General features: G+C 39.3%; 17 protein-coding genes. 5 read left to right on the top strand and 12 right to left on the bottom strand.

The window, feature by feature from the left end:
* Positions 1 to 41: 41 nt before the first annotated feature.
* From H5200_RS04505 to H5200_RS04465, 9 genes are all read right to left on the bottom strand, one after another.
* The gene (locus H5200_RS04505; RefSeq protein ID WP_182761030.1) at positions 42 to 998 is read right to left on the bottom strand and encodes an alpha/beta hydrolase; all 957 of its coding nucleotides are present in this window, start codon (positions 996 to 998) and stop codon (positions 42 to 44) included.
* A 6-nt stretch (positions 999 to 1,004) separates the two neighbouring features.
* A complete protein-coding gene (locus tag H5200_RS04500; protein WP_182761029.1) occupies positions 1,005 to 2,672 on the bottom strand; it encodes a glycoside hydrolase 43 family protein in 1,668 nt (555 codons plus the stop codon).
* A 3-nt stretch (positions 2,673 to 2,675) separates the two neighbouring features.
* Positions 2,676 to 3,890 carry a glycoside hydrolase family 105 protein gene (locus H5200_RS04495; RefSeq protein WP_259398740.1) on the bottom strand — a complete coding sequence of 405 codons (1,215 nt, stop codon included), beginning with the start codon at positions 3,888 to 3,890 and terminating at the stop codon, positions 2,676 to 2,678.
* Between the two features lie 107 nt (positions 3,891 to 3,997).
* Positions 3,998 to 6,547, bottom strand: a complete 2,550-nt coding sequence (locus H5200_RS04490; RefSeq protein ID WP_182761028.1) for a glycoside hydrolase family 88 protein — start codon at positions 6,545 to 6,547, stop codon at positions 3,998 to 4,000.
* A 49-nt stretch (positions 6,548 to 6,596) separates the two neighbouring features.
* Positions 6,597 to 8,045 (bottom strand): glucuronate isomerase, encoded by a 1,449-nt coding sequence (uxaC, locus tag H5200_RS04485; RefSeq protein ID WP_182761027.1) that lies wholly within the window; start codon positions 8,043 to 8,045, stop codon positions 6,597 to 6,599.
* A 91-nt stretch (positions 8,046 to 8,136) separates the two neighbouring features.
* Positions 8,137 to 8,760 (bottom strand): bifunctional 4-hydroxy-2-oxoglutarate aldolase/2-dehydro-3-deoxy-phosphogluconate aldolase, encoded by a 624-nt coding sequence (gene eda / locus H5200_RS04480; RefSeq protein ID WP_145239081.1) that lies wholly within the window; start codon positions 8,758 to 8,760, stop codon positions 8,137 to 8,139.
* Positions 8,761 to 8,782: 22 nt separating this feature from the next.
* Entirely contained in the window at positions 8,783 to 10,252 is a 1,470-nt protein-coding gene (locus tag H5200_RS04475) for a glycoside hydrolase family 28 protein (RefSeq protein WP_182731219.1), read from the bottom strand.
* Between the two features lie 241 nt (positions 10,253 to 10,493).
* Complete coding sequence (locus H5200_RS04470; protein ID WP_182761026.1) at positions 10,494 to 13,517, bottom strand: TonB-dependent receptor; 3,024 nt, start codon at positions 13,515 to 13,517, stop codon at positions 10,494 to 10,496.
* A gap of 533 nt (positions 13,518 to 14,050) precedes the next feature.
* Positions 14,051 to 16,765, bottom strand: coding sequence for a TonB-dependent receptor (locus H5200_RS04465; RefSeq protein WP_182761025.1), 2,715 nt, complete (start codon positions 16,763 to 16,765; stop codon positions 14,051 to 14,053).
* 423 nt (positions 16,766 to 17,188) lie between these two features.
* Here H5200_RS04465 and H5200_RS04460 point away from each other — a divergent pair, with 423 nt between their 5' ends.
* The 3 genes from H5200_RS04460 (at position 17,189) to H5200_RS04450 (ending at position 20,420) form a co-directional block, all read left to right on the top strand.
* Entirely contained in the window at positions 17,189 to 17,947 is a 759-nt protein-coding gene (locus H5200_RS04460; protein WP_182761024.1) for a rhamnogalacturonan acetylesterase, read from the top strand.
* A gap of 257 nt (positions 17,948 to 18,204) precedes the next feature.
* Positions 18,205 to 19,200 (top strand): LLM class flavin-dependent oxidoreductase, encoded by a 996-nt coding sequence (locus tag H5200_RS04455; RefSeq protein WP_182761023.1) that lies wholly within the window; start codon positions 18,205 to 18,207, stop codon positions 19,198 to 19,200.
* A gap of 239 nt (positions 19,201 to 19,439) precedes the next feature.
* The gene (locus H5200_RS04450) at positions 19,440 to 20,420 is read left to right on the top strand and encodes a patatin family protein (protein WP_145239058.1); all 981 of its coding nucleotides are present in this window, start codon (positions 19,440 to 19,442) and stop codon (positions 20,418 to 20,420) included.
* Positions 20,421 to 20,503: 83 nt separating this feature from the next.
* On the opposite strand, the gene H5200_RS04445 is transcribed toward H5200_RS04450, so the two are convergent.
* Positions 20,504 to 21,370: a DMT family transporter gene (locus H5200_RS04445; RefSeq protein ID WP_182757804.1), complete on the bottom strand. Its 867-nt coding sequence runs from the start codon at positions 21,368 to 21,370 to the stop codon at positions 20,504 to 20,506.
* A gap of 88 nt (positions 21,371 to 21,458) precedes the next feature.
* Positions 21,459 to 22,169 carry an AraC family transcriptional regulator gene (locus H5200_RS04440; RefSeq protein ID WP_145239052.1) on the bottom strand — a complete coding sequence of 237 codons (711 nt, stop codon included), beginning with the start codon at positions 22,167 to 22,169 and terminating at the stop codon, positions 21,459 to 21,461.
* A 193-nt stretch (positions 22,170 to 22,362) separates the two neighbouring features.
* Between H5200_RS04440 and H5200_RS04435 the strand changes: the two genes are divergently transcribed.
* Together H5200_RS04435 and H5200_RS04430 are read left to right on the top strand one after the other, a co-directional pair.
* Entirely contained in the window at positions 22,363 to 23,769 is a 1,407-nt protein-coding gene (locus H5200_RS04435) for a sodium:alanine symporter family protein (protein ID WP_182717275.1), read from the top strand.
* A 73-nt stretch (positions 23,770 to 23,842) separates the two neighbouring features.
* Positions 23,843 to 24,889, top strand: a complete 1,047-nt coding sequence (locus H5200_RS04430; RefSeq protein WP_182761022.1) for a patatin-like phospholipase family protein — start codon at positions 23,843 to 23,845, stop codon at positions 24,887 to 24,889.
* 133 nt (positions 24,890 to 25,022) lie between these two features.
* Here H5200_RS04430 and H5200_RS04425 read toward each other — a convergent pair whose 3' ends face one another.
* Positions 25,023 to 25,964, bottom strand: a complete 942-nt coding sequence (locus H5200_RS04425) for a DUF4238 domain-containing protein (protein ID WP_182761021.1) — start codon at positions 25,962 to 25,964, stop codon at positions 25,023 to 25,025.
* Positions 25,965 to 26,345: the final 381 nt, after the last annotated feature.

Raw genomic sequence — 26,345 nt, 5'->3', positions numbered from 1 at the left:
CCATTAACTCATCAAGGCTTTAATTTTAACAACAATAATGATCAACGAGTTTTAGCAAATTGTGCTGTTAAAAAGTCATCAATAACACTGGTTGTAGGCGTTAACCACGGCTGGAATAACCAAAATGAATGCGGCGCATCATCAAACTGGTAAACTTCACTGGGTATATGCAACTGTTGCAACTTTTGTATTGCGCTGTCTCTACCTGCACGAAAGCGTGGCACTGAGCTATTAATGAAAAGTGTTGCAGGCGCTTTTTTATCAATATAGAAAATAGGCGATGCGTCGTGCCAACGCTGTGGGATAGTTTCATACCTACCCCCCAACCACTTGCTGGCTGATGTGACGGCCTTGGCTGGGTTGTTTTCAAAAGGCAGTGCTTCAGGGGACGTGAAGTCACTTAAGCCATCTATATTGATCAGCGCTTGGACCTTAAATCGCTTGGAGTTAGTGTCGCTGCTATCAACAATTCCGCCTCTGTAGGCTAACAGCGCGGCTAATTGGCCACCTGCAGAGCCGCCCGATAAAGCAATCTTAGTGCTGTCTATATTATACTGAGCAGCATTATTTTTAAGCCAATGAAACGCATCAACTAAATCCTCAACTGCTGCAGGATAAGGCGCTTCCTTGCTGAGACGGTAACTGGGCGCGGCAACAACATAACCACGTTCTACCAGCGCAATTGCAAGTGCTGTCATTAATGCGGGGGTACCTGATTGCCAGCCACCACCGTGGATCAACATAATCAAAGGCGCCGTTTGTGTTTGCTGTGTTTGCTGATAAATATCTAAAGTCTGTGCACTGGTTTTAGTTTGTTTGTAAACCAGTGCTTTATGAGCGATTACAGAGTCAGGAAGTGTCGTTGCGGGCACCTGCATGTGAGGATAGTGTTTGATTAGTTTTTTATAAGTATTTTCAACGGTGTAATCAGCTGCTATGCATGGCTGAACACAGAGCAATAATACGGCAAAAAAGTTCAACGTTTGATGTTTTAGCATATTCATTTAATCCAAAGTGTCGTAACGGGCATAGTCAAAATCGGCATAGCTGCTAGCGCCGGGAGTTTGCGACAGGCTAAATAAGCCTAACTTAGCACCTACCCAGCGGCCTTTTTTAGCTTGGAAGTGTTCACCAATAATTTGAAACTCAGCACTTGCAGCGGTTCTATAACTAAAAATGGCTGTGGCGCCTGGTTGTAGAACGACTTTTAGTTCAAGATAGGGTTGTGTCAGTGGTTGTTGCTCTACGATACTTTCTTTACAGCCTTTTCTCGCATTAAAACAGTGCACATAGACTAGCTGTTGTTCGCCAGTAGAAGATGTTTTGATACCAATCCATGCATAGTCTTCACCAAATAAAATTAGTCCTGAGGAACTAGCAGAGGTTGTTTGGTTGACCTGCAATGTGGTCGTAAAAGCAAATTGCTCTGCGGGAATTTTTTGTAGTAACAATGAAGGCGTTGACCATAAATTAGTATTGTTTTGTGCTGTAATTTGCTGCGAGTGTAAGCGTAAAAAGCCGGGGTTGTCTGTCAGTGAATACCAGCTGTTACTTGGATTTGCATTCCATTGCCATAATAAGCTTAGCTCAGCGCTGTTGAATTCATCATTGTTCACTATGCTGGTGGGTTGTGGGTTAATTTTGCTTCTAGGTTTAGTGTGCTGTAAAACCGGTTGCCCAGTTCCATTACCATTTTTATCTATGCCTATGATTGGCCAATCATTGTCCCAGCGCATAGGTTGTAAATGGGTGATTCGACCATACGCTTGTTTGCTTTGAAAGTGAATAAACCAGTCCTCATCAAATTGGGTGTGAACCCACGCACCTTGATGAGGACCGTTGATCACTGAATTACCTTGCGCCATTACTACTTTGGCTTCATAGGGACCGGTAATTTTTTTTGCTCTAAATACCGATTGCCAACCTAAATCTACCCCACCTGCAGGCGCAAAAATATAGTAGTAACCGTTACGTTTATAAAATTTAGGACCTTCAATGGTGCGATATCCAGGGTGATTTTTACCATCGACAATGTGTGTAAATTTATCACTGACCCAACTTGCGTCATCTTTCATTTCACGCAGCGTTAGTACATTATTAAAGCCAGCACGACTTTTTGCCCATGCATGTATTAAGTAGGTTTTACCATTGTCGTCCCATAAAGGTGCCGGGTCGATTAATCCTTTACCCGCTAAAATAAGCTGTGGGGTTGACCAAGTTCCAGCAGGATCATCTGTTGTGGTTACATAAATACCAAAATCAGGATCAGGGTAAAAAATCCAAAATTTATTATCATGAAAACGGATTGTTGGTGCCCATACGCCGTTGCCATGTTGTACTTTTGCAAAGTGGGCTTGTGGCAGCTGTATTGGCAGCGCATAATTTATTAACTGCCAATTGACTAAATCGGTAGAGTGTAAAATAGGCAAGCCAGGTGCAGAGTTGAAGCTAGATGCTGTCATGTAATAATCGCCATTAACAGCTACTACATCCGGGTCGGAATAATCGGCATGCAAGATTGGGTTTTTATATTCGCCATTACCTAGATCTGCTTGCCACGGGCTTTGAGTGTGTGTTGACGATAGTAATTGCGACTCTTTTGCATAACCTAGGCTGCTACTTAAGCAAACGAGAAAAAGTGCTAAATAGAAATAGTATTTGTTGCTTAGCATCGGTTATTTCTCCATTTCTAAACTAGCAAGAATAAAAGGGCCGACTGCTTTAGGATCGTTCGCGCGTACATTTTCACTGATGTAATAAGCAAAGCTGCCATCTCGATATGGTTTACCGCCAAGTCCTGCTACTTCACATACTTGTTGGATTGATAAGGTGTTATCTGCTTCACGTTTGATAAAGTTGCTAACTACAGCATTAAAGGTATTTTTTGCAATCACTTGGTAGCTATCAGACAAGTAACCTTGATTAACACCTCTTGCAATCGCATAGCTGAGCATAGCACTGCCAGAGGATTCTAAATAATTACCGTCTAATTCACCTTTATCTGTAACTTGATACCATACACCGGAGTCAGAACGCAGCTTTAACATGTTATCTATCAATGTATTAAAGCGCTGTGATAGCCACGCTTTTTTAGGGTGATCATTCGGTAGTTGATCTAATACATCAACCATTGCCATGGCGTACCAACCGATAGAGCGCGACCAATGATTAGGTGATTGTCCGGTTTTTTTATCAGCCCAACGCTGTTGTTTAGATTCATCCCAGCCATGTACAGGTAGAGAGGTGTCACTGCGATAAGTATGTTGTTCAATTAATTCAAACTGTTTTATAACATCATCATATTGATCTACTGTTCCAAAGCGGCGGATATATTCGGCATAAAAGGGCGCTGCCATATATAAACCATCAAGCCACATTTGCGAGGTATAGCGTTTTTTATGCCAAAAGCCACCATCAATTGTGCGAGGTTGTAATTTGAACTGTGCATATAAAGTATCGAGGGCAAGACGATATTTACGATCTTTTGTTTCATCAAACATAAAAAACAGTAACTTGCCGGCATTGAGCATGTCGAGATTATATTTGCTCATTACGTAGGTTTTAATACTGCCATCTTCCATTACTAACGCGTCTACATATTCTTTAATGTAATTGAAATAGCGTTGTTCTGGTTGATGCTGATAGAGCTTGGCAAATGACAGTAACACTAATCCATGGGTGTAATCCCAGCGCGGTTCACTGCGCCAATCAATGGTGTAGGCCTGTGGATTACGGATCATCTCAGAGTTAGCCATTTGCACGGCATAGCTCAGTGAGTTGTTATTATTTTGCGCAGACACATTCATTATTGAGCAGAATAAGCAGCAGAGCAAAAATGAAAAAATATTTTTATTTACGCTGTTTTTATTGATTTTGATTATACGCATCATAAATCCTTATGAGCTTAGTGTGCTGATGTTGTTGAAGGGAAGTGAGTTTTGGCCGGTAAGCAAAAATGCGATGGACTTTGCTTTCCGGCTGAATAATCTATGGCTGTTTAGTTGTTACCAGCTAGAAGCTTAGCTACTTCAAGGCTTGCTAGAATGAAGGGACCATTTCCTTTAGGATCATTTTTGCTGACCGGCTCGCTCATATAATAGTGATAACTACCATCACGACCAAAGCCAAGGCCTGCAACATAGCATTGGTTTGTCATACTTACCGTGCCATCGCTATGTACTAATGTAAATTGGTTAAGTAAACCTTGATACGCTGCAAGGGCAGTGTCTTGATAATCAGCATCGATATAACCGTTATTAAGCGCTTTGGCATAAAAATAAGCGAACATTGCTGTTGCAGTAGATTCTTGGTAGTTGCCCAAAGCCGTTGGTTTGTCTAAAACTTGCCACCATGTGCCGGTATCAGTATTTTGAACTTTGGCTATATCCGTGGCTAACTCTTTTACTATGGCGAGTAAGGTATCGCGTTGCTCTGTGTTTTTTGCTGGGATGTAATCGAGTACATCAACCACTGCCATAGCGAGCCACCCCATACCACGGCCCCAAAACTCTGCCGAAACGCCGGTTTGTTTATCAGCCCATGCTTGATGTTTTGATTCATCCCATCCGTGATAGTACAGTCCAGTTTTTGGATCGCGAAGTGCTTCACGCGTAAGCTTAAATTCATTTACCACTTCAGCAAAAGTTTCTTGTTGCTGGTGGCCCGTTTCAAATAAGCTACCGTACTGGGCTAAAAACGGCATACCCATATAAACGCCATCTAGCCACACTTGATGTTGATATTTGTTTTTGTGCCAAAATGCGCCTTGTGATGTACGTGGCTGTAACTGTAATTGTGCACGTAAAGCTTTTGCGGCAGATAAATATTGTTGCTGCTGGGTATCTTGGTATAGCTGGATAAGATTACGCCCAGGCGGAATGTTATCAATGTTAAAATTGCTTTGTTTATAGGCGGTGATTTTGCCTTGTTGATCAATAAAGCTACCAGTAACTTGGGCAATCACATTCTTATAAGTTTGCTCATCCGTTGCCAGTCCTAATTGGTAGTAAGCATACGGTTGTAAGCCAATAATATCGTATTCAAACTTTGGGCTGCGCTTACGGTTCACATCCCAGCCATTGGCATGATAGCCTAGTGTTTTTCTTTTCAGCTCTGAATCGGCAAGGGCGCGGGCCCATTCAAGGGCTAATTTATCATTAAGCGGTTGCGTCGTTTTTTTTGCTGTAACTGTGGTATGCAAAGTAATGCGTGGTTTAATTGTCAATCTTTCAGCTTGTTGATCAAGGTACTCAATAAAGCTTTCTTTATCGTTGATACCACTTTCAGGTTGCCAAACAGAGGCAAAATAGTAATCAGCATGCAGTGTATTTTGCCCTTTAGGTTTAAGCACTGCAAGGTAGTTATTTTTGTCTTGGCGTACATCAATAACATCACCTTTTTTAAAAAATACCGCCATACCTAAAGCTGATTTATCTAAACTCTGATTGCCCCAACTGGCAATATAGCTATAGCCATAATTACTCATTGCATCCAGATCACCTTGAATAAACTCAGTATCTGGGTGTTTGACCACACCGGCTACTAAATTAGGCAAATCTTTATCAGTGTTCAGTTCTACATGTGCCAAACGTGAGCCGCCGTGAATACTAATATTGGCTATTAAATCTTGCTGTTGATAGCTGTTTTGCCAGCCTTGATACTCAATTTGTATACTGGCGCGTAAATCGCCATTTTCAATAATCCGCGCTGTACGTTTGCTAACATCAGATACATGTTCCAGCTCATCATTATTACCCATCAAACCAAATCCGCCAGCACCTAAAGACTTACCCACTTTAAGGATATCCATGCCCCAGTCTTGTTTGTCATGATACGAAGAATAACCATCAAGGCCGACAGTATGTAGCACAGGTTGTGTTGTTAATTTGCCGAAAATATCAAAACCATTACGCCAATCTAGATAAAAGCGGTAACCGACTTTATCCGACTCAATACCTGGGCCTTCATAACGGATCCAATTTGAATGATCTGTGTAATAATCTGGTGGTGTTAACTCATCAACATTTTTAAATTCACCGCCTACATACTCTTTTTTACCTGTGCCAACTTGGTGTTTTGGCGGACGAGAATGAGGCTGCCATTGACCACCTTGTTTATGTGCAAGATCAGCTTGAACACGTTTTGTTTGTGCTGTGATTGATGGGCTACTTTGCTGTGTAATGGTGACTTCAATCGGTTTATCATTTAAATCGACAATAAAATACACACCATCAAGTTCACCGTCCGAGTTAATATCTACTGCTTGGCTAGGTAACACTTGCTGCGCTGTTTTTACAGTTAAAGCAGCAGTTTGGCTAAGACCTAAATCGTAATAGCTAAGATAGATTGGCTCGTCAGGGCGTTTAAACGAAGATGGATTAACAATGTCCACTTTAGCAACTAATGCGCTTCCAAGGGAGTTAGTTTCGCTCGCTTGCAGTGGTGTTTTAAGATCTGCATGTTCTTGGCATGCAATCAATAATAGGCTAGAGCTTAGAGCTGTTCCCATCAAAATGCGCTTTGATAACAGTGATGTTTTTAAAGTCATTGTGTGTCCTCAATGGTTGAGCCACTTAAATTAAGTGGCTCTATTATTGTTATTTATCGAGATTGTATGCTTTTTTCACTAGCCCATAGGTTAGTTGATAAGCCAGAGTCTGGGCAGTACTTTCGCTAATTTGATGATTTGCTACAAGCTCTGCTAAATAGCGACAATCAACGCGGCGTGCAACATCATGACGAGCTGGAATTGATAAAAATGCGCGGGTGTCATCATTAAAGCCAACCGTGTTATAAAAACCAGCTGTTTCAGTTGTTTGCTGTCTAAAACGAAGCATACCGGCGGGGCTGTCATGGAACCACCAAGCAGGACCTAACTTGAGGCTAGGGTAGTGACCCGCTAGTGGCGCAAGTTCTCGACTATAGGTCGTTTCATCTAATGTGAATAGGATGATTTTAAGATCCGGGTGATTTCCGTATTTACTCAATAGTGGTTTGAGTGCATTAACGTATTCAGTTTGGCTTGGAATATCACAGCCTTTATCACGGCCAAATTGATCAAATAACGCTTGGTTATGATTACGATGCGCGCCAGGGTGAATTTGCATCACTAAACCATCTTTAATGCTCATACCGGCAAGCTCAGTGAGCATTTGGCCACGGAATAATTCTTGCTCTTGCTCTGTTGAATGGCCTGTTCGACATTTTTCAAATAATGCTTCACATTCTGCGGTAGGTAAGTCAGCAGTTAATGCAGTAGGGTGGCCATGATCGGTTGCTGTTGCACGTCCTTCAATACGAAAGTAATCACGACGTATTTGAATTGCCGCTAAATAACCTTGCCAAGTTGTTGTATCTTGGTCGGTTATCTCACCAAGTTTAATTACGTTGTCGATAAAATCTTCACGGCTAGCATCAACCACATCATCAGGTCTAAAGGTGGTGATCACACGTTTTTCCATTGCAGAGCCTGCAATTGCGCGGTGGTGCGGGAGCTGATCAAGTGCACCTTCTGTTGTGGCAATTAGTTCAATATTAAAGCGGTCCATCAGTGCATGAGGCTTGAACTCGGGTGTTGCTAACGCAGCTGTAATTTTTTGATAATAGTGCTGACCATTTTCCGAGCAAAGTTTTTCAGTAAACCCAAACACATCACTAAATACCGCATCTAACCAATAGCCACTTGGCGTTCCGGCATACAGGTGATAGTTATCAGCAAAGATTTGCCATACTTTTTCAGGATCAGCTGCTTTTGAACGAGCCATATCGCCTTGCAGCCCATGCTCAGGTACTCCTAAATCAGTCATTGGGATACCTTGACTGTAGAGCATTCTAAACACGTAGTGATCGGGTTTTATAAATAGCTCAGTAGCATTGCCAAAGTTTTCATTTTCATTAAACCAACGTGGATCAGTGTGACCGTGCGGACTAACTATCGGTAAGTCTTTAATTGATTCATATAACTTTCTAGCGATAGCAACGACGCTAGGATCGCTTGAAAATAAACGATCTGGGTGCAATTCTAAAGGTTCGATATTGCTCGGCATTGAAGATTCCTTAACTGTTCTGCTTGTTTATTGCCACCGGTGGCATGTAAAGGTAAATTACACTGACAACGTATGGCAGTCAATATGTTAATTAGTTGTTGTTTAGTACCTGAAGGCAGGCTTGCGTGATTTTGTCATAGTCTTTACTTTGTACCCATTGTGGTTGTGCAACCCAAGTACCCCCCACGGCCATCACATTATTAAGTGCTAAATAGTCTTTAAAGTTTTGTTCATTAATGCCACCTGTTGGGCAAAAGCGAATATCAGCAAATACGCTGCTGACTGCTTTTAAAAACTGCTCGCCACCACACAAAGAGGCAGGAAATAATTTTTGCTCAGTAAAGCCATATTCTTTAGCAAGTAAAATATCGGCGGTGTTTGAAACACCCGGCACAACGGGCACAGAAGATTGACTAAGGGCATCGAGTAATCGTGGTGATACCGCAGGAGTAACAATAAAATCACTGCCGGCGGCAAGACTTTTTGCAAGTAATGCTTGATCAGTAATCGTGCCGGCACCAACGCATAAATCGGGTAGTGCTTTTTTAATCGCGATTAATGCGTCAAGGGAAGCTGGCGTTCGCAGCACAACTTCCACTAAATGAATGCCAGCCTTGTGCATTGCAGTGGCAATAGCCACACCTTCTTCACTACTGTTTGCTTGGATGATAGGCAATATAGGTTGGTTGCCTAATAATGTTGAAAACACGGTCATACAATTTTCCTATTAATACTTATTATTTTTGTAATTGAGCCATAGTTAACGGCTGTTTGTTTAAAGTGACATTGGTTAAGCTCATGTTATTCACATTAGCAACAATAGAATCATCACCCACTTGGTCAAAATGACAGTCGATAAAATGGATATCGTTCATTGGTGCGCGTGCAAAGCCATTGAGGTAAAAAGCCTTACTCAACACATTTTTACAATGTAGGTTTTCAATTTGAATATCACGAACTGTTGGGTCGAACTGTCCCGCATCGCCTTCTTCATAAAAAAAGTTGATCACAACAGCATTTTTAACCGTGCCAACTTCGATGTTACGTATGCGAATATGCTCGATCAAACCGCCACGTACTGAGTTAGTTTTGATACGAATAGCGCGCTCTAGGTGGGGGCTGTCCATGGTGCAGTTTTGCACAAAGACATTATTTACACCGCCAGATATCTCACTGCCGATCACAACACCACCATGGCCTTCTTTCATATGGCAGTTTTCAATAACAATGTTTTGCGATGCTACCCCAACACGGCGACCATCAGCATTTCGGCCCGATTTGATCGCGATACAATCATCACCGGTATCAAAGACACAGTTTTTAATGTGCACGTGGTCACAACTTTCTGGATCACAGCCGTCTGAATTAGGACCATGGCTTGAAAAATTGACGTTATCAACCGTAACACTTTGGCATAAAACCGGGTTCACTAACCAAAAAGGTGAGTTTTTAATTGTTACGCCTTCGATTAAAATATTTTTACATTTATACGGTTGAATAAAAGGAGGGCGTAAATAGGCACCAGTACTGTATATACGTTGGCTGACAGGCACACCAGCTTCGGCATCAACCATTAACTGATCACGTGCTTCACGCTGGTGCAATACTTTACCTTGGCTATCTTTAATTAAATCCCAATGACCTTCCTTGTGTGGTCCCTTCCAAGGCCACCATGTTTGGTTATCACCATTTCCTTGCAGTGTTCCTTTACCTGTGATGGCAATGTTTTCTTGTTCATAAGCATAAATCAGTGGTGAGTAGCCCATCATTTCTAAGCCTTCCCAGCGAGTAAATACCTCTGGTAAGTAATGATTAGGATCAGTGCTGAAACTTAATATTGCCTTATCAGCCAAGTGTAAATTTACGTTAGAAAGTAAATGAATGGCACCGGTCAAGTAGGTGCCATTTGGAATGTAGACCTGACCACCTCCTTGTGCGTGGCAGGCTTCAATGGCGTTTTTAATGGCCTGTGTACAATCATGTTGACCATTTTCTTTTGCACCAAAGTCTTTAATATTAAATTGCTTAGCAGGGAAGGTTGGGACGACTATCTTAGCTTTTATATGTTCAGCCATTTGCCAATCGTCTGCGCTAATAGGCGCTTCAAAAACATTGAGCAAAGGCGCTGACTGACAGCCCATTAAAGTTGCTGTTACCAAAGTGCTAGAAGCTAATGCTTTAAGAAAATAGCGTCGTTGATTATTCATCTTGTATCCTGCTGCTGTAATTGGAATTATTATAATAGGTTAACATTAGCAGTTATTGCCACCGGTGGCAATGTGATTTTACTACAAAGTTTAAATTTTCAAAGACTTATTGTTTTTGAAAAAGTTATTTAAAATTAGTGACTAATAAAATAATCGATAGTAAAAATCATCGATTATGCACGGGGGAGAGTATTATATTGCAGACATAGCCTCAGTTAACGAGGCTATGTGTTGATTAAGTTTAGAAAGTGCCCCTTACACCCACTAAAAACTGGCGACCTGATGAAAGGTTTTCGTAAGGGCGTGGCGTGTAAATATCATTCCACATATCTTGTTTTTCATCTGTTAAATTAACGGCTTCAAATGAAACACTCATTTTCTCTGTTAACTTGTAGCGGGCAGAGAAATTAAGCTTCGCCTTTGCATCATAACCACGCACAAAGGTTGATTCATCTTTATATTCGTCTAAATATTGTTTGTTATAGCCACTTCGGTAGTTATAAGAAAAACGAGCCGACCAATCGTCTACTTGATAGTACAAGGTTATGTTGTATGTGTTCTTTGATGTTTCTTCTTCTACTAAGTTAAGTTGCGTGCCATAAAATGGGTCTTCTATATCACGTGTATAATCAATATAGGTGTAGTTAGTTTGTAAACCTAAGGCATTAAATGGTTCAGGCAAGAAGGTAAAAGGCTGTTGATAAATAAATTCTGCGCCCCACATGCCTTCAGCATCGGTATTGACAAGTTGCGATACTTGCCAAGTCACAGTGCTAGGATCTGTGTCGCCAAGGTCGATACCAAGTCTATCAAGATCGGCTTGTGATAAAACTTGCTCAGAACTTGCTTTTGTTAAACCCGAAATATTTTTATAAAACAGTGATGTTGCAAGCAGCGATTCTTCAGCAAAGTACCACTCTAAACCAACATCATATTGTTTCGCTTTATAAGGCTTGAGTGACGGGCCTGCACCCATCTTAATTGTCGCTGATGGATCATCAATACTCGGCGTATTAATACTGATTGAAGAACGTAAATCAGATAATTTTGGGCGAGTAATTGCGTGTGAATAACTAAAGCGACCGACTAAGTCCTCAGTGATATCGTAAGCAAGGTTTAATGATGGCAGCCATTCATCTCCTTCACTCACAGACTCACGCCAACCATAACCTGCAGCATAGTTTGCACCGTCGCCACGTCCCGCAGTGAAACCATCTTTGTAAATATGATCTAAATTTACGATACGACTGGTGTTTTTGTTATCAACATAACGCACACCAACATTACCACGTAGCTCTTTATCAAATATGTAGTTTCTGAAATCTAACTGGACAAATGCTGTAGCAACTTCTTCTTTAATATAATAAGTGCGTCTAAAATCTTCTTTGGCTTGAAAAAAGTCTGCCCCAGCAAAGGCGTTGTACATGGCATTATAATCAGGTGCTAACCAAGTACTACTGTTAAGCGTTGATGAACCAGGAATTGAAGCGTTGTTACCAAAACTTACACCTTGTTTATCTAAAGTGGTATTAAACAAGCTGCCATCAATTTGGGCTGCATCTAGCGATATAACACGCTCTTCTGCTATTGCGCCTGATGTTTTGTTTGTTTCTCTATTGATGTCTTTCCAGTTATTTAAATTATAGTGTTGTTCTGTTTCAAAACTACGCTGACCAACACCAAACTTAACCGTATATTCATCGTTAATCTCGTATGTAAAATCAACTCTAATAGTTTTGTTTTCACTTTCAATTGTTTGCGAGCGATTACGTACTAAACCAGCGGTGTAATTAGTTGGATCTGTCATCACCGACGCTATTTCATCTTTACTATAATTCCCGCCAGGTGCCTGACCTGCGGCAAATGCAAATGATGGCATATTAGTGTTTAACTCACCGCTACCAATCGCTTGTCCGCCCGGGTTATTAATTAATGATAATGGGTCTATATTACTATTAAAACTATAGGCCACGGTAGATTGATTACTATCTAGGGCAAAGGTGGTCATATTCGGAATGTCTAAATCTGATTTACCTTGGCCTATTAGGAAGTTCATTTTAAAACGATCGTTAATAAACCAATTTCCAGTAAAGCTAACTTGATCAAAAGTTGATTCAGATGTATCTTTGCGTGTTTCTGAACGGATAATGGCGTTTGAATATGCACCTGCGACTATGGTGTTGTTGGCATCGACATAAATGTTTTCAGGGACGATATCTTTTTGATCTCGTAATAATACTTCGTAGTGATATTCTTCAGAATCATTATCCAAGCTTGCATGCAACACATCTAAGTTGAATGAGAGATCATCAGTAGGCGCATATTGAAAAGCAATTGTTGCACCAAGACGTTTTTGTTGTTTTGAATACAATGAATAGCGAGGAATACGCGGTAAATATAATCCATCTAAATTTTCATTGGTGTAATTCCCGTTTGGCATTAGTAATGTTTTCGGTGCTACGGTAAGATAATTTGAGCCGCCTTGACCAACAGGTAAACCATCTTCGACAAAGCTTGGATTGTTTACAGTCCAACGTCCAGTTGAAGAGCCTTCACTTTGTACTGTGCCATCAGAGTATGCAATAGAGGCAAGTACACCAAACTTATTATCCCAGTTATTACTGAGCATAAAAGAAGCACGAGGCGATACATCCTCATCAACATCACTATAACGAGCATTGACATTGTAAGCGCCTTTAAAGCCATCATATTGAAATGGACGCGCCGTTTGTAAGTTAACATTGCCTGAGATGCCACCGTCTTCAAGTTCAGCAGAAACGGTTTTATTAATATCTATTTGGGTAAACAGTTCAGATGCGAATACGTTAAAATCAAAAGCACGAGAGGTATTAGAACCACCAGCCGCATCAGTAGCAGCACCAGCAGATGCTGATTCCATGCCATTAATTGTGGTTTTAACGTAACGAGAACCTAAACCGCGAATGGTAATTTGACGACCTTCACCCGCATCCTCCTCAATAGAGATACCAGGTACGCGTGAAAGAGAATCTGCCACATTTAAGTCAGGAAATTTACCAATATCTTCTGCAATGATGGTTTCACGGGTGCCTACGGCTTCACGCTTAGACATTAAAGCGGCATTGATACTACCGCGAAAACCTTTTACTTCGATCACTTCAAGTTGATCATCAGCAACAGCTTCATCTTGAGGGGCTGCATATGCTAAGCCACTGGTCAATGCGCCACTGAGTATTAAATTGGTCATTAACTTACTAAGTTTAAAATTGTGTGTGCTGGTTGTCATAGTGGTTCCACGTTCTACTTATTGTTATTAAGTTAACATGACTTAAAAGAGAGTGTTTGTCATGTCCTTGTTCTGATTTTTATTGCACCTAACCTCATAATCCATAATGGGAAAAACAACGAGAAAGCAAGTAGCAAAGTGTTTTATGAAATGGCTTGCTACCGGTGGCACAAAATGAAAAATATAGCGTTATTGATGCGAAGTCAAATGAAAAACATAACATTATTCATCATTAATTTACATTTAGAACAGCATACGAATACTATTCAAGTGCAACATTATCTATAAGTACTATGATTTAACTGATTATTTGCCACCGGTGGCATTGTATTTTAATTATAAATAATGGATGCGCTACTTTAGTCGTATAAAAACAATATAAGAATATTTTTGTTAGTATGTGAGTAATTTTTGATTATCAATTAAGAAAGGCAATTAACATTGAGTTGTTGGTATTGTGCGTAAAAAAACAGCTTAATTAAAATGTTAATTAAGCTGTTTTCCTTAGGGGAGTTTAAAATTTAAATACTGTTTTACAAGTTGTAGCGTATTCCTAAAAAGAACTGTCGGCCGGTATGATTATATTCACGCGGTAAATCTAAACTGCCATCACCTGTTGTATATAGGCGTTCATACTCATCGGTAAGGTTAATAGCTTCAAATGTTACAGTGACATTTTCATTAATATTATAAAAAGCAGATAGGTCAAAATGTGTTGGACCAGATGTCGCTTCTTCGGCATTACCATTGTTACCCGTGTAATCTGTGATGTAATTGTCGCGTTTATTTACTGAGGCACGAGCGCCATAGTTTTCTTCTTCATAATACAGGGTAAAGTTATAAGAATTTTTAGAAAGGCCGGTAATTTCACCTGCAGAGACATACGTATAGTTAGACACTAACCCCATATTTTTTAACAACCCAGGTAGGAATGAAAAAGGTTGCTGATAAATAAGTTCAAGCCCTTTGATCACAGTACCTTGTCCATTTACAGGGACGAAATGTGTGTAAGGGGTAGTTCTAGGATCGAGCGCACTTGATGGATCATATTGCGGATCATTATCAATAAAGGGTAAATAAGCAGGATCGACGAGTTTTTCTTCACTATCACTTTTTATAAAAGAGCCAATGTCTTTGTAAAACGCTGTTGCTGCTAATAGCGACTCTTCTGCAAAGTACCATTCAACACCAACGTCTGTATTGGTAGAGGTGAAAGGGTCTAAGAATGGGTTACCCGCACTAACAGTGCCGTTTAAATAAGAAAACGATGGATTACCAGGATTGAGTGAACTCAAACTCGGGCGGGTCATGGTTTTAGATAAACCCAGCCTTACAATCACATCATCGGTTGCATCAAGGGCTAAATTTAGCACCGGTAAAACATTGTCATAGCTATTGTCGATTGATACCGCATCAGTTTGAATAAAACCTGTTGATGTGGTTTCAGTTTTTACATAGCGAACACCTGCATTTGTGCGTAGTAGCATATCGGAAATTTCATATTCAAAATTAGTTTCCACATAGGCAGCCATTGTTTCTTCTTCAACTTTCCAGCTTTGTGCACTGCGTGGCACCCACTCTTTAACTAAAAGCTGTGAATTTATTGCATCAAAATCAGCCACTATAAAGGGTGATAACGTGCCGTCATAACCGCTGCCAAAATCATCGTAGGGCATTAACTGAGAAAATCCAGCTGCAGAATCTTGATCAGGAAAACCGTTTATTTGTGATTCATCGTAACTAACCGTTCTGTCGTTATAGGCTATACCGCCTTTGATATTCATCATATCCATCTCGTATGATAAATCAATTTTAGCGGTGTCATTTTCGCGCAGTACATCTGTTGCACGTAAGCGCCCATCGGCTAAATCAAAAGAGTTGGCATCTAGAGTATCGTAATCGTAATTCATCACAGCGGTATTATTGCTGGTGCCAAAATCCATCGATACTCTATGAGGTGTGTTATTAGTCATGTTATAACGATACTGCTCAGAGCGAGCATCCGATTCAGCAGTGCCCACCATAGCGTCTAATCGAAGGTAATCAGATAAGTGATATTTAGCTGAGAATACGTATTGTTGAAATTTTGTTTTTGAAATCTGCTGACGGCTTTCTACTCGAGATTTAACGCCGTTAAATGTCGCTGCTTGGATCTGTTTGCCATTGTCAGCAATGGTAATCGATTCAGGAGTAATTTCGCTGAATGTGTTTCTAAACATCTCGAAAAAGTTGTACATAGTACGGTCATTATCGAGTGTCGAATGTAATGTATCTAAGGTAAGAACGAGATCATCATTTGGGGCATATTGTAAAGATCCGGTAAAACCTAAGCGGTCTTGTTCATTACCAAAAAAATCAGGACGAGGCAGGCGAGGGGTATATAAACAGTTTACTGGATCAACGCTTTGCCCTTCAAATTCACAATTACCGGTGTTGGGTGTGCCAATTACTTCAGTATTAGAAGTATCTGCGTATATACCGCCACCATCAAGTACGGGGGTGGTCCAGCGTACTGTACCAAAGCCTTCTTGGCGCACGGTGCGTTCAGATTTTGCGACAGAGAATAAAGCCCCGATTGTATCATCAGCAAATGTGTTGCTGATCATAAATACCATCCGTGGGTCGACTTCTTCAGTGAGGTCGTTATAACCGGCTTGCGCAGACGCTGCAACATGAAAGCCTGTTGTGTCAAACGGACGTGCAGAATACATATCAACAGTGCCCGCTATACCACCTTCTTCAGTTGCGGCCGTGGGCGTTTTTTGGATATCAACACGATTAAATAGTTCGGATGCAAATATATTAAAGTCAAATGCACGGCCACCATTTACGCCGCCACCAGAGTCGGTGCCATCGGTACTAGCAGGTACTTCCATACCGTTTAAGGTAGTACGTGTAAATGCAGGACCTAAACCACGTAAGGTAATTTGCCTACCTTCACCACCTTCACGAGAAATAGCTACCCCAGGAATACGTTGTAATGATTCGGCGATATTCAGATCAGGGAATTTACCAATATCTTCAGCCGCGATAGATTCAGTGGTATTTACTTCAAAACGTTTAGTTGCTAACGATTTATTTAATGATGATCTAAATCCAGTTACTTGAATTAACTCAATGTCATTTTGGGCTTTAGTATCTGTTTGTGGCTGTTCATCGGCTGCGATTGCATACGATGTTGTGCCCAGTAGTAAGGCACTAACAATGCAGTTAAGTGGCTTGAGAACGAACTTATTTGCAGTCTTCATTGTGTGTTCCTTTTTTATGCTGTTGATTTGAGTTTTTATTTTTATTACTTTATTTAGCCAGTCAAATATAAGTCTATGATTAAATGTCATAAAACTATGATTTGAATCGATAGCAATATCAGCTAAATACAAATGCTACCGGTGGCATAGGAATCAAGCTATATCTAAAAAAGCATATTGTCAAACCTAATAAATTACATTTTTTATGTTTTATTTACATTTATTTGGCAGTAAATGCACATTAAGTCTTGGTTTAATTTTATTCAGCACCATGATTTAACTTGTTATTTGCCACCGGTGGCAGTTGATGGTATGTTTATAACGACAACCACAATTAAGTAAAATTATTTTTTCACTCAATTACAAAAGATAATTTTATAAAGAGCTAAACTGATTTTTTAAAAACAATAAAGAGCGAGTAGAATGGGAAAATTAATAGCAGCAATATTTATCATGGTGAGTTTTTCAAGTATGTCAGCAACTACTAAAGTTCAGCTTTTTATGGCAGGGGATTCAACCATGTCAATTAAAGAAGTGAAGGATTACCCTGAAACAGGTTGGGGAATGCCCTTTAGTATCTTTTTTAATGACAGCATCGACGTTAAAAATCGTGCTAAAAATGGTCGTAGTACACGCACCTTTATCAGTGAAGGCTTGTGGGCGGGCATTATAAATGAACTTAATAAAGATGATTTTGTGATCATTCAATTTGGTCATAACGATCAGTCAAAACAGAAAGTAGACCGCTACACTACACCAGAGCAATATAAGCAAAACCTAGTTAATTTTATTGCTGAAGTAAGAGCAAAGCAGGCACAGCCATTACTGATGACCCCGGTAACGCGTCGTTATTTTGATGAAAAAGGTCAGATCAAGGACACCCATCCTATTTACGCTGATATAGTAAGAGATGTAGCTAAACAGACAGGGGTCGATTTTATTGACATGGAACGGGTGACCCAACAGTATTTTCAAAAGCTTGGTGGGATCAACTCACGCCTACGTTTTATGCATATAGCACCTAACTTACATCCAAATTACCCTATGGGCGTAGAAGACAATACCCATTTCAATGAACTTGGTGCTCGAGAAGTTGCTCAATTAGTATTAATAGAAATGAAAAAAATAAATCACCCACTCGTTAAACAATTACGCATACCTGATCCAAAACATTTAAAATAAAAATAATATTTATAAATCATATTGTTATGTTTGATACAGCTAATAACGTGTGTAGTTTATTTAGTGTATTGTAATTGCATTGAATGAGTGTAAGTGCATTTAATGCAATAATCACTCTGCACTTAGCTTAATCGACAGGATCAATTGAGTAGTTAAAATCAATGATTGAATTAACCACCCAGCAGACCCATTAATGTAATGATGGTTAAATTATTTTGACTATCTTTATCACTTATTAAAGGCAATGAGGAGTACGCATGTCTGGGTTATCTGCAATACCGTTTTCTTTACTTGAGCTTAGCCCAATGAAAGAAGATGCCACCGTCTCAAGTACTCTTGCAAATAGTGTCGCTTATGCACAAAAAGCTGATGAACTCGGTTTTAACCGATTTTGGATGGCTGAACATCATAATATGCCGGGAATTGTCTGCGCGGCAACCTCTGTATTAATTGGCCACATAGCAGGGCAAACTAAAACTATACGAGTAGGTGCTGGTGGCGTTATGTTACCAAATCACCCGCCACTGATTGTTGCAGAGCAATACGGCACGTTAGAGAGTTTATACCCTGGGCGTATTGATTTAGGTTTAGGTCGCGCACCAGGTAGCGATCATATAACCAGTCGTGCTCTGCGCCGAGATGAACGACGCGCTGAAAACTTTGCCGATGAAGTCACTGAACTGCAAACTTTATTGGGCCCTTACGATGGTAGTCACCCTGTTCGCGCTATTCCTGGCGAGAATACCAATGTACCTATTTGGTTACTTGGTTCCAGTTTATATAGTGCGCAACTAGCAGCTAAAAAAGGCCTCCCTTATGTGTTTGCTGGCCACTTTGCACCGCGTTTTGTTTATGATGCAATCGCTTTATACCGCCGTGAATTTCAACCTTCTGATGTGTTAGACAAACCTTATGTAATGCTTGGCTTACCGATTGTTGCAGCAGATAGCGATGAACATGCACAGTTTTTAGCAACCACGTCAAAACAGCGTATCTTAGCACTGTTACGTGGTGATCCTTTATGGCTAAAAGCTCCCGTTAAAAGCATGGCTGGATTATGGAATGAGCAAGAGGAGGCTCAAGTTGAAAACTTTTTAGGATTATCTGTGGTAGGGAGTCCTGTGACCATTGCTCATAAGCTAAATATGATAGTCAAAGAGCTTGGTGTCGATGAATTCATTTTTACCAATGATCTTTACCAAAGTAGCGACCGTCATCACGCGTTGGAGATTTTACGGTCAATAAAAGCATAACCACTGAAAATTAAGCTAAGGTACACTTAACTCCCGTTACAATACAGAAACTAGCTAATACACAAAGTTTACTAGTTTCTGAACTCTACTTAAAAGTGCAAAACACAGCACTAATCTTATTTAAGCTTGCGTTCTGTTTTTATAATCAATTCGATTTATATAATCAATTTTAACGTTTGATTTAAACACATTAAAATGAAGGTATAAACCAGTAAAGTAATTACAAAGGAAGGCATATTTTGAAACCTCAAGACCCCAAAATCACAAATACTTTCGATAAAACAGCATTGATCGCGGAAGGTGGTGGGCAACGAGGGATCTTCACCGCAGGTGTACTCGATGCATGGCTTGAACATGAATATGACCCATTCGATTTATTTATTGGTACTTCAGCAGGTTCACAAAATCTTACTAGCTATTTAGCTCGCCAAAAAGGGTATGCCAAACGCTTAATAAGAGGGCTTTCGCGTCACAAACGATTTTTTCAATTAGGCCGTGGTTTAGTAGGTAAACATATAGTCGACTTAGACTGGTACTTTGATAAAACTACCGAAGTTAACAGAGCACTTGATTTTAAAACTGCAAAAGCCAGTTTGGGTGAACGGGAGTTACTTATTACCGCCACTAATGCCCGTGATCGAAAACCTTATTTTTTATCACCAACCGGTGAAGGCCAGCAATGGCGAGATCTATTAAAAGCGTCAAGTGCACTGCCATTTTTATATAAACAAGGTGTAAAACTCACGCCATGGTTAAATGCATTAGCTGCTAATGAAATAGATAAAACCGACGTACACGCTGAGTCAGACTTTTACCTAGATGGTGGCCTTGCTGCGCCACTACCAGTGCGCGAGGCCTACAATCGTGGTGCACGTAAAATTGTGGTGATCCGCACAGTTGATCAAGACTTTCAAGCGCAGTCGGCATGGGTAAACAAGTTAAAAGCGTTTGTTTGTGCATCAGGATATTGCCCAAAAACCTTAGATTACTTATTACAACACGAACAAGCGTATGAGGATGAGTTAGCATTTATTGCCAATCCTCCTAAAGATGTAGAAATAATACAAATTTTTGCAAACCAAAAGCTTTCGAGCAAATTACTTGGTAGTTCAACCAATGATCTACGTCGTGATTATAAATTAGGTTTATTGGCAGGTAATAACTATTTTACTGAGCAATACCCAGCAAACAATACCCATCCTGTTGCTGTAGCTAACTAATTAGTATTGATAAATTTATTCCGATCAGTTGCGTGTGAGTTGGATAAGTATCCGGTGTTGTTAGTTTGTAATTAATAAGCGAGTCATAAATGGCTCGCATTAACGACCCGAGGCCTGCATTTATAATTACTGATCGCTGCGCCAATTAAAACAAATGCCAATGCAATTAAAACTGACCATGAAAAATGTATTTGTTGAGCCATAACCAGTAACACGGTAGATAGTAGCGGTGTTAAAAAACTCAAAGAGGCGAGTAACGTTTTATTACCTCTTTTTAAAGCGATGTCCCATAAGTAAAATGCGCCACCGACAGGTCCTAACCCTAACAAAAAAATACCTACAGTCTGCGTTAATGAAAAACGTGTGACTGTTTGTTCAAAATATATATGTGCCAATAAGGCCAAAATAGCTACATAAAGAGAAAGCCAACCAATATCATCAACGTGATTATCAAAGCGAGTCATGAACAATGAATAACTCGACCATAATAGCGCACAACTCGCAGCAAATAGGTAGCCTAAAAAGTACTGGCTATTGATAGTAAAACCACTGCCATCACTAATTAAAAACACGATCCCTATAAAACCAACCAGCCCGCCTATAATCGCATTTATTTTGTTTTCAGACCGCGCGACAAAAACACCCAATAACAATGGCCATAAATATACAATCAGGCTAATTTCGATCAATGGTGCATATTTAAGTGCCATAAAATAACAAAAATGAAAACCAAATAAACCAACTATGCCAATAATTGTTTGCGCCTTACCAAGTGTAGGCAGAGTTAACAAAGGCTGCTTGGTAACAAGCCGTTTAATAAACAGCAATAAGAACGACACAAAGAAGCACATAAATAGTAATTGAAAAGCCGGTAATGCTTTAGTTAAATTACCTAACAATGCTAATGCGCCCCATAAAAAAATAGCTAATACGCCGAAAATTGTAGACATAGCAAACATTTAATTAAAAATTAATTGATAAAGGTAGTTTATCAATTTTACTATCTAACACTGTGCTTAAAAGGCGATATTGTTGACGCTAAAGCTGCTTTTTTAAGTCTCGTGGGGATTGTTTGAAGTAGCAAGTGAAGGCGCGACTAAAAGCTGATGGGTCGTTATAACCAACCTGTTCACCAATTACTGCTATAGGTAAATCAGAGTAACAAAGTAAGGAACGCGCATGTTCCATTCTTAATTGCGTGTGATGTTTAACCGGGCTGGTGTGCATACATTGCTTAAAAACCGCTTTGAATTGAGTAACACTTAAACATGCAACCGCAGCCATATCATTCAATGTATAGTCTATCGATAAATCTTTTTTTATTAATAACAGTACGTTATTTATCCGCGGATCAATAGTCGCATTGGTAGTTTGTTGCCTGAGTAACACCAAAAATAAATTAAAACATAACGCTGCTTCATCTATGTTAGTTACACCTTGCAACTGCTTTTGGGTAAAACTTAGATAGCTCATTAATTTATCGTCAATACTAAAACAGGGGGCATTCATCGTCGTTAAGTTATTAGGGAGCTCTAATAAATCGGCCACTATAAAACGCGCATTTTCATCTGATTTAAACGCATGTAGAGTATTTTTAGGGATCACAACACATTGACCAACACCAACAGGCGCCGCGAAATTATTCATTTCAAGTTCTATATAGCCACTAAGTGGTAAAACAAGTTGGTGATAGTGATGCTGGTGGCTGTGGATTTTTCGTGTGTAGTATCGAATCGATAAGCTATTCATCTATTAAATTTAATAATTGCTATGACAAACAATCATGAAGGGAATTGTAGGGTGTTGTAAATAACTTTTTGTTATTTTAATACACTCAATACTTGCTAATTTATATCAGCAAGATAAAGTATTGCCAACTAAATATTCTTGAATTCAGCATATGTATTCTATTGCAGGTTGAAAAATAATAACAAGGGCAAACATGTTTGATTTAATCGTAGGCAGTATAAATAACCTGCTTTGGGGTGAAGGACAAATACTGATCTACATTTTACTGTTTACAGGTATTTGGTTTTCAGTACGCTTAAAACTGATTCAAATTTTAAAATTTAAACACATGTTCAGCCTTCTCAAAGGCAGTAGCAAATGCAATAAAAACGACATTAGTTCGTTTCAAGCACTGTGCACAGGATTAAGTGCGCGGGTTGGAACTGGTAATTTAGCCGGTGTTGCTGTTGCGATATCATTAGGTGGCAGTGGCGCCATATTTTGGATGTGGGTGATTGCCATACTGGGCATGGCGACTGGTTTTGCAGAAAGCGTACTTGGCCAAGTGTATAAAGTACGCGATAGCCAAGGCGAATTTAGAGGTGGCCCCGCTTATTATATTCAACAAGGAATAGGCAGTCGTAGTCTCGCTATCGCGTTTGCGTTGTGTTTATTCTTAGGTTATGGCTTTACTTTTAGCGCGATGCAAACCAACACCATTACTGATGCGCTTAATTTCGCTTTTGAAATTCCAACCTTATATTCAGGCATAGTCATAACCCTACTTGCAGGCTCTATTATACTCGGTGGCTTTAAAGCTATTGCCCGCTTTGCTGAGCGAGTAGTGCCGGTGATGGGCATTGTATTTGTACTGGCAGCTGTGATTATTACCTTGATTAACTTCACCCAAGTGCCTGCTATGTTGAAGGATATATTCTTATCTGCTTTTGGGCTGCAAGAAGCCGGTGCAGGCGCAATGGGCGCGGCAATCAAAAACGGTATTCAACGTGGTTTATATTCTAATGAGGCCGGTGCAGGTAGTGTGCCGCATGCATCAGCAAGTGCGTCGCCTATTCCAAATCACCCAGTAACGCAAGGGTATATTCAAATGCTCGGGGTGTTTTTTGATACTATTGTGTTGTGTAGTTGTACCGCAGTGATCATCTTACTGGCTGATATTGATATCAGTGGTGAGATGGCAGGCATTCGCTTAACACAAGCGGCAATGACCGCACATTTAGCACAAGGGGGCGTGTACTTTGTAGCAGCAGCCATTACTTTATTTGCCTTTACCTCGGTAGTGGCTAATTACGCTTACGCCGAAAGTAACCTACATTTATTTAAGCTCGATAATAAAGTAGGGCGCGGCATTTACACATTTTTATATCTATCAATGATGATGTGGGGGGCGTCTGCCACATTAAAAGAAGTATGGGATTTAGCCGATATTGCTCTTGGCTTGATGACAGTTGTCAATGTAATTGCCATAATACTGCTCACCCCGACTATTTTAAATGTCACAGACGATTATAATAGGCAACGAGCTGAAGGTATTGAGCCTGAATTTAATGCAAAAAATGTGCTCATTCAAGGTAAAACCGAGCAGGGTATTTGGCACTAAACATGACTATTGTCGCGAGGTTTTTTGCATAAGTATTCACCTTGCTGGTTGTTGAAAATGATTAAGTATTTTTATGATTGATATATATGCAGGTAAAACTGCGGCAAAAATAATTACAGAACAAGGTTTTAAGCCCGACCTTTTTAATGCCTTTTTAGGTGCATCCGGTGGCCCTAAATGGTTTACTTTATTTGGTTTAGATAAGTATATTTTTGGTGAGTTTTTTAAAAACCGATCATCGCAACTCAATTTAATTGGATCATCGGCTGGCGCTTTTCGCGCTGCGTGTTTTTCACAAAATGATCCCGTTGCCGCCATTACGCGGTTAGCAAAATCATACAGTGAAACTCGTTACTCGAGTAATAAACCAACACCGCAAGAAATAACCACTAAAGCCCGTGCGTTACTAGAAGATGTATTTGGCGACAATGGTGTTGCTGAAATAATTAATAATCCAGTTTTCAAATCACATTTTATTGTTGCTAAATCAAATGGCTTAGTAGCCAGTGAGCAAAAAGCGTTGCAACTGCTTGGGCTGACAAAAAGCTATTTAAGTAATCGAGTTAACCGTCGATTTTTGACAAAGCAATATGAGCGGTTTATATATCAAGCTCCAAACAGTAACTTTCAACTTGAAGATAATTATAAATTTAAAACCACCCAACTAGACTTAACAACGGATAACTTAAAGGATGCGTTACTCGCATCGGGCTCAATACCACTTGTTATGCAAGGCATTAAAAATATAGCTGGATCGCCGCCTGGTATGTATCGCGATGGTGGTATTGTTGATTACCACTTTGATTTTAAAATTAACAATCCTGGACTTATTCTATATCCACATTTCAATTCAGATCCAAAAGCAGGGTGGTTTGATAAAAGCTTAAAACGTAAAGTCGCCGCTGAAAATTATGATAACGTGGTTATGATCACACCCTCTAAAAAATTCATCGCCAGCTTACCTTACGGAAAAATCCCCGACAGAAACGACTTTACAGATCTCGATGCGGATACACGTATAAAATATTGGCGAACAGTATTTAGCGAGACTGAAAAACTAGCCGATGATTTTGATAAAAAACTCAATAGCGAAAATATTGAGCTGAAAATAATTGAATGATCTAATCTATCAAGTAATGTAGTTTTATGAGTCGTAGTTAATAATCCATAAATTATCGTACGTAATATTAAAGGAAAGGGCGAAAGCCCTTTTTATCAATTATTTACAATGTTAGCAATAAGATATAATGACACTAGTGAGTTTTCATAAATAACTTTCTGTATTCATTTATAGAAGATTCTGAATCTGCAAAATAAGTTTGATGTGAATTTTGAACAATTAATGAGTTAAATAATTTTACATCTTCTGTTGTACATAACTCATTAAAAAATTTAGTTTTTATATCACGTAAGATTACATACCCAAACTTTGGTGAGATTGGAAAATAGAGATCTTTACCATTACCAGTAATACTTTTAAGACTTACTACTGGTGAATCAGAAGTAATAAATGAAATGTCTGAAGAGTTAATTAATGGGATATGAATATCGATATTACAATTTGTTAAGAGATTAAGAGCGTAATTTTGCCCAAAGACAAAACTAAAAAACCACCAGTGTTTTCTAAATACACTCAATAGAATGTCAATATCTTTTTCATCTCTAAAATTCTCATTTAAAGAAAATCTAGGCCACAAATTTAACTTAGAAAAAATACTATCTTTTAAATCCTTAGTCCTAGTTGCCTGATGACCAAGAAAATTCATAAAATCTTTAAAGTAATCTGAGTTTTCAAGGATATTAAAATCACCATTACTTAGTTGAGGCAAAACTTTAAGCATTTTACCCTCTATTTTAGAATGATAATTCTCTAAAAGGTTAATTTTCCAGTTATTAACACTATCGGATTGTTTTAAAGCAGCTTTAAACGAATTGTAGTAATGAAGGTTTATCTCGTAATTAGAATCAGATATAAACTTAAGAATGATCTTAATATATAGATCTTCATAATTTTCAATATGTTCCAATTTATAAAAAAAATCTTGCTTAGCTACTCCAAGCGCGGTTTCAGTTGCTGCAATATGTTTTTTAGTAGCAAAGTAAGCTAATTTATTATCAACCTGCCAATTTTCTAGATAACGCCGCCAAACAAAATGATGATTTTTTTTGGGTACTAATTTTTTAGATTCTAGCAAAATTAACTTCCTGTCTTTTCTGAAATATCACCAACAATATCTAGTAATTGGTTCTGTAATTCAAATAAATACTTATCTTGTGTAGATGTCTGTCTTTTGAGGTTTTGGTACATTTGCTCTGATTTCTTAGCAGAACATTTATATCGGTGTACTAACTGTAAATGAGATGGTTTTACTATACCCCAAGGCGTAGTCATTTTGTTGTCGTGATATCAAATTCTATAATCTGCCCATGGGCGAGTAGGAGAAAATAGCCTAGATAAATTATTTAAATTTGCTTTAGCTGACGCGTTTGATAAAAGTATAGCTATAAAAAATTTGAATTAAAACTAATTGAAAAATTTAAGCTATAAGTTATTTTTGGCTGATAGCTGATAGCTG

This window comes from Pseudoalteromonas sp. SG43-7 (assembly GCF_014164295.1).
Lineage (GTDB): Bacteria > Pseudomonadota > Gammaproteobacteria > Enterobacterales > Alteromonadaceae > Pseudoalteromonas > Pseudoalteromonas rhizosphaerae.
The sequence above is the reverse complement of the archived record's forward strand: the minus strand, read 5'-3'. Positions and strand labels throughout refer to the sequence as shown.

Excerpts from the sequence above, each read along its gene's own strand:
- H5200_RS04460 (WP_182761024.1), top strand. The coding sequence starts at position 17,189 with ATGGGAAAATTAATAGCAGCAATATTTATCATGGTGAGTTTTTCAAGT.
- H5200_RS04500 (WP_182761029.1), bottom strand. The coding sequence starts at position 2,672 with ATGCTAAGCAACAAATACTATTTCTATTTAGCACTTTTTCTCGTTTGC.
- eda (WP_145239081.1), bottom strand. The coding sequence starts at position 8,760 with ATGACCGTGTTTTCAACATTATTAGGCAACCAACCTATATTGCCTATC.
- uxaC (WP_182761027.1), bottom strand. The coding sequence starts at position 8,045 with ATGCCGAGCAATATCGAACCTTTAGAATTGCACCCAGATCGTTTATTT.
- H5200_RS04455 (WP_182761023.1), top strand. The coding sequence starts at position 18,205 with ATGTCTGGGTTATCTGCAATACCGTTTTCTTTACTTGAGCTTAGCCCA.
- H5200_RS04495 (WP_259398740.1), bottom strand. The coding sequence starts at position 3,890 with ATGATGCGTATAATCAAAATCAATAAAAACAGCGTAAATAAAAATATT.
- H5200_RS04430 (WP_182761022.1), top strand. The coding sequence starts at position 23,843 with ATGATTGATATATATGCAGGTAAAACTGCGGCAAAAATAATTACAGAA.
- H5200_RS04475 (WP_182731219.1), bottom strand. The coding sequence starts at position 10,252 with ATGAATAATCAACGACGCTATTTTCTTAAAGCATTAGCTTCTAGCACT.
- H5200_RS04505 (WP_182761030.1), bottom strand. The coding sequence starts at position 998 with ATGCTAAAACATCAAACGTTGAACTTTTTTGCCGTATTATTGCTCTGT.
- H5200_RS04465 (WP_182761025.1), bottom strand. The coding sequence starts at position 16,765 with ATGAAGACTGCAAATAAGTTCGTTCTCAAGCCACTTAACTGCATTGTT.
- H5200_RS04470 (WP_182761026.1), bottom strand. The coding sequence starts at position 13,517 with ATGACAACCAGCACACACAATTTTAAACTTAGTAAGTTAATGACCAAT.
- H5200_RS04445 (WP_182757804.1), bottom strand. The coding sequence starts at position 21,370 with ATGTCTACAATTTTCGGCGTATTAGCTATTTTTTTATGGGGCGCATTA.
- H5200_RS04440 (WP_145239052.1), bottom strand. The coding sequence starts at position 22,169 with ATGAATAGCTTATCGATTCGATACTACACACGAAAAATCCACAGCCAC.
- H5200_RS04490 (WP_182761028.1), bottom strand. The coding sequence starts at position 6,547 with ATGACTTTAAAAACATCACTGTTATCAAAGCGCATTTTGATGGGAACA.
- H5200_RS04435 (WP_182717275.1), top strand. The coding sequence starts at position 22,363 with ATGTTTGATTTAATCGTAGGCAGTATAAATAACCTGCTTTGGGGTGAA.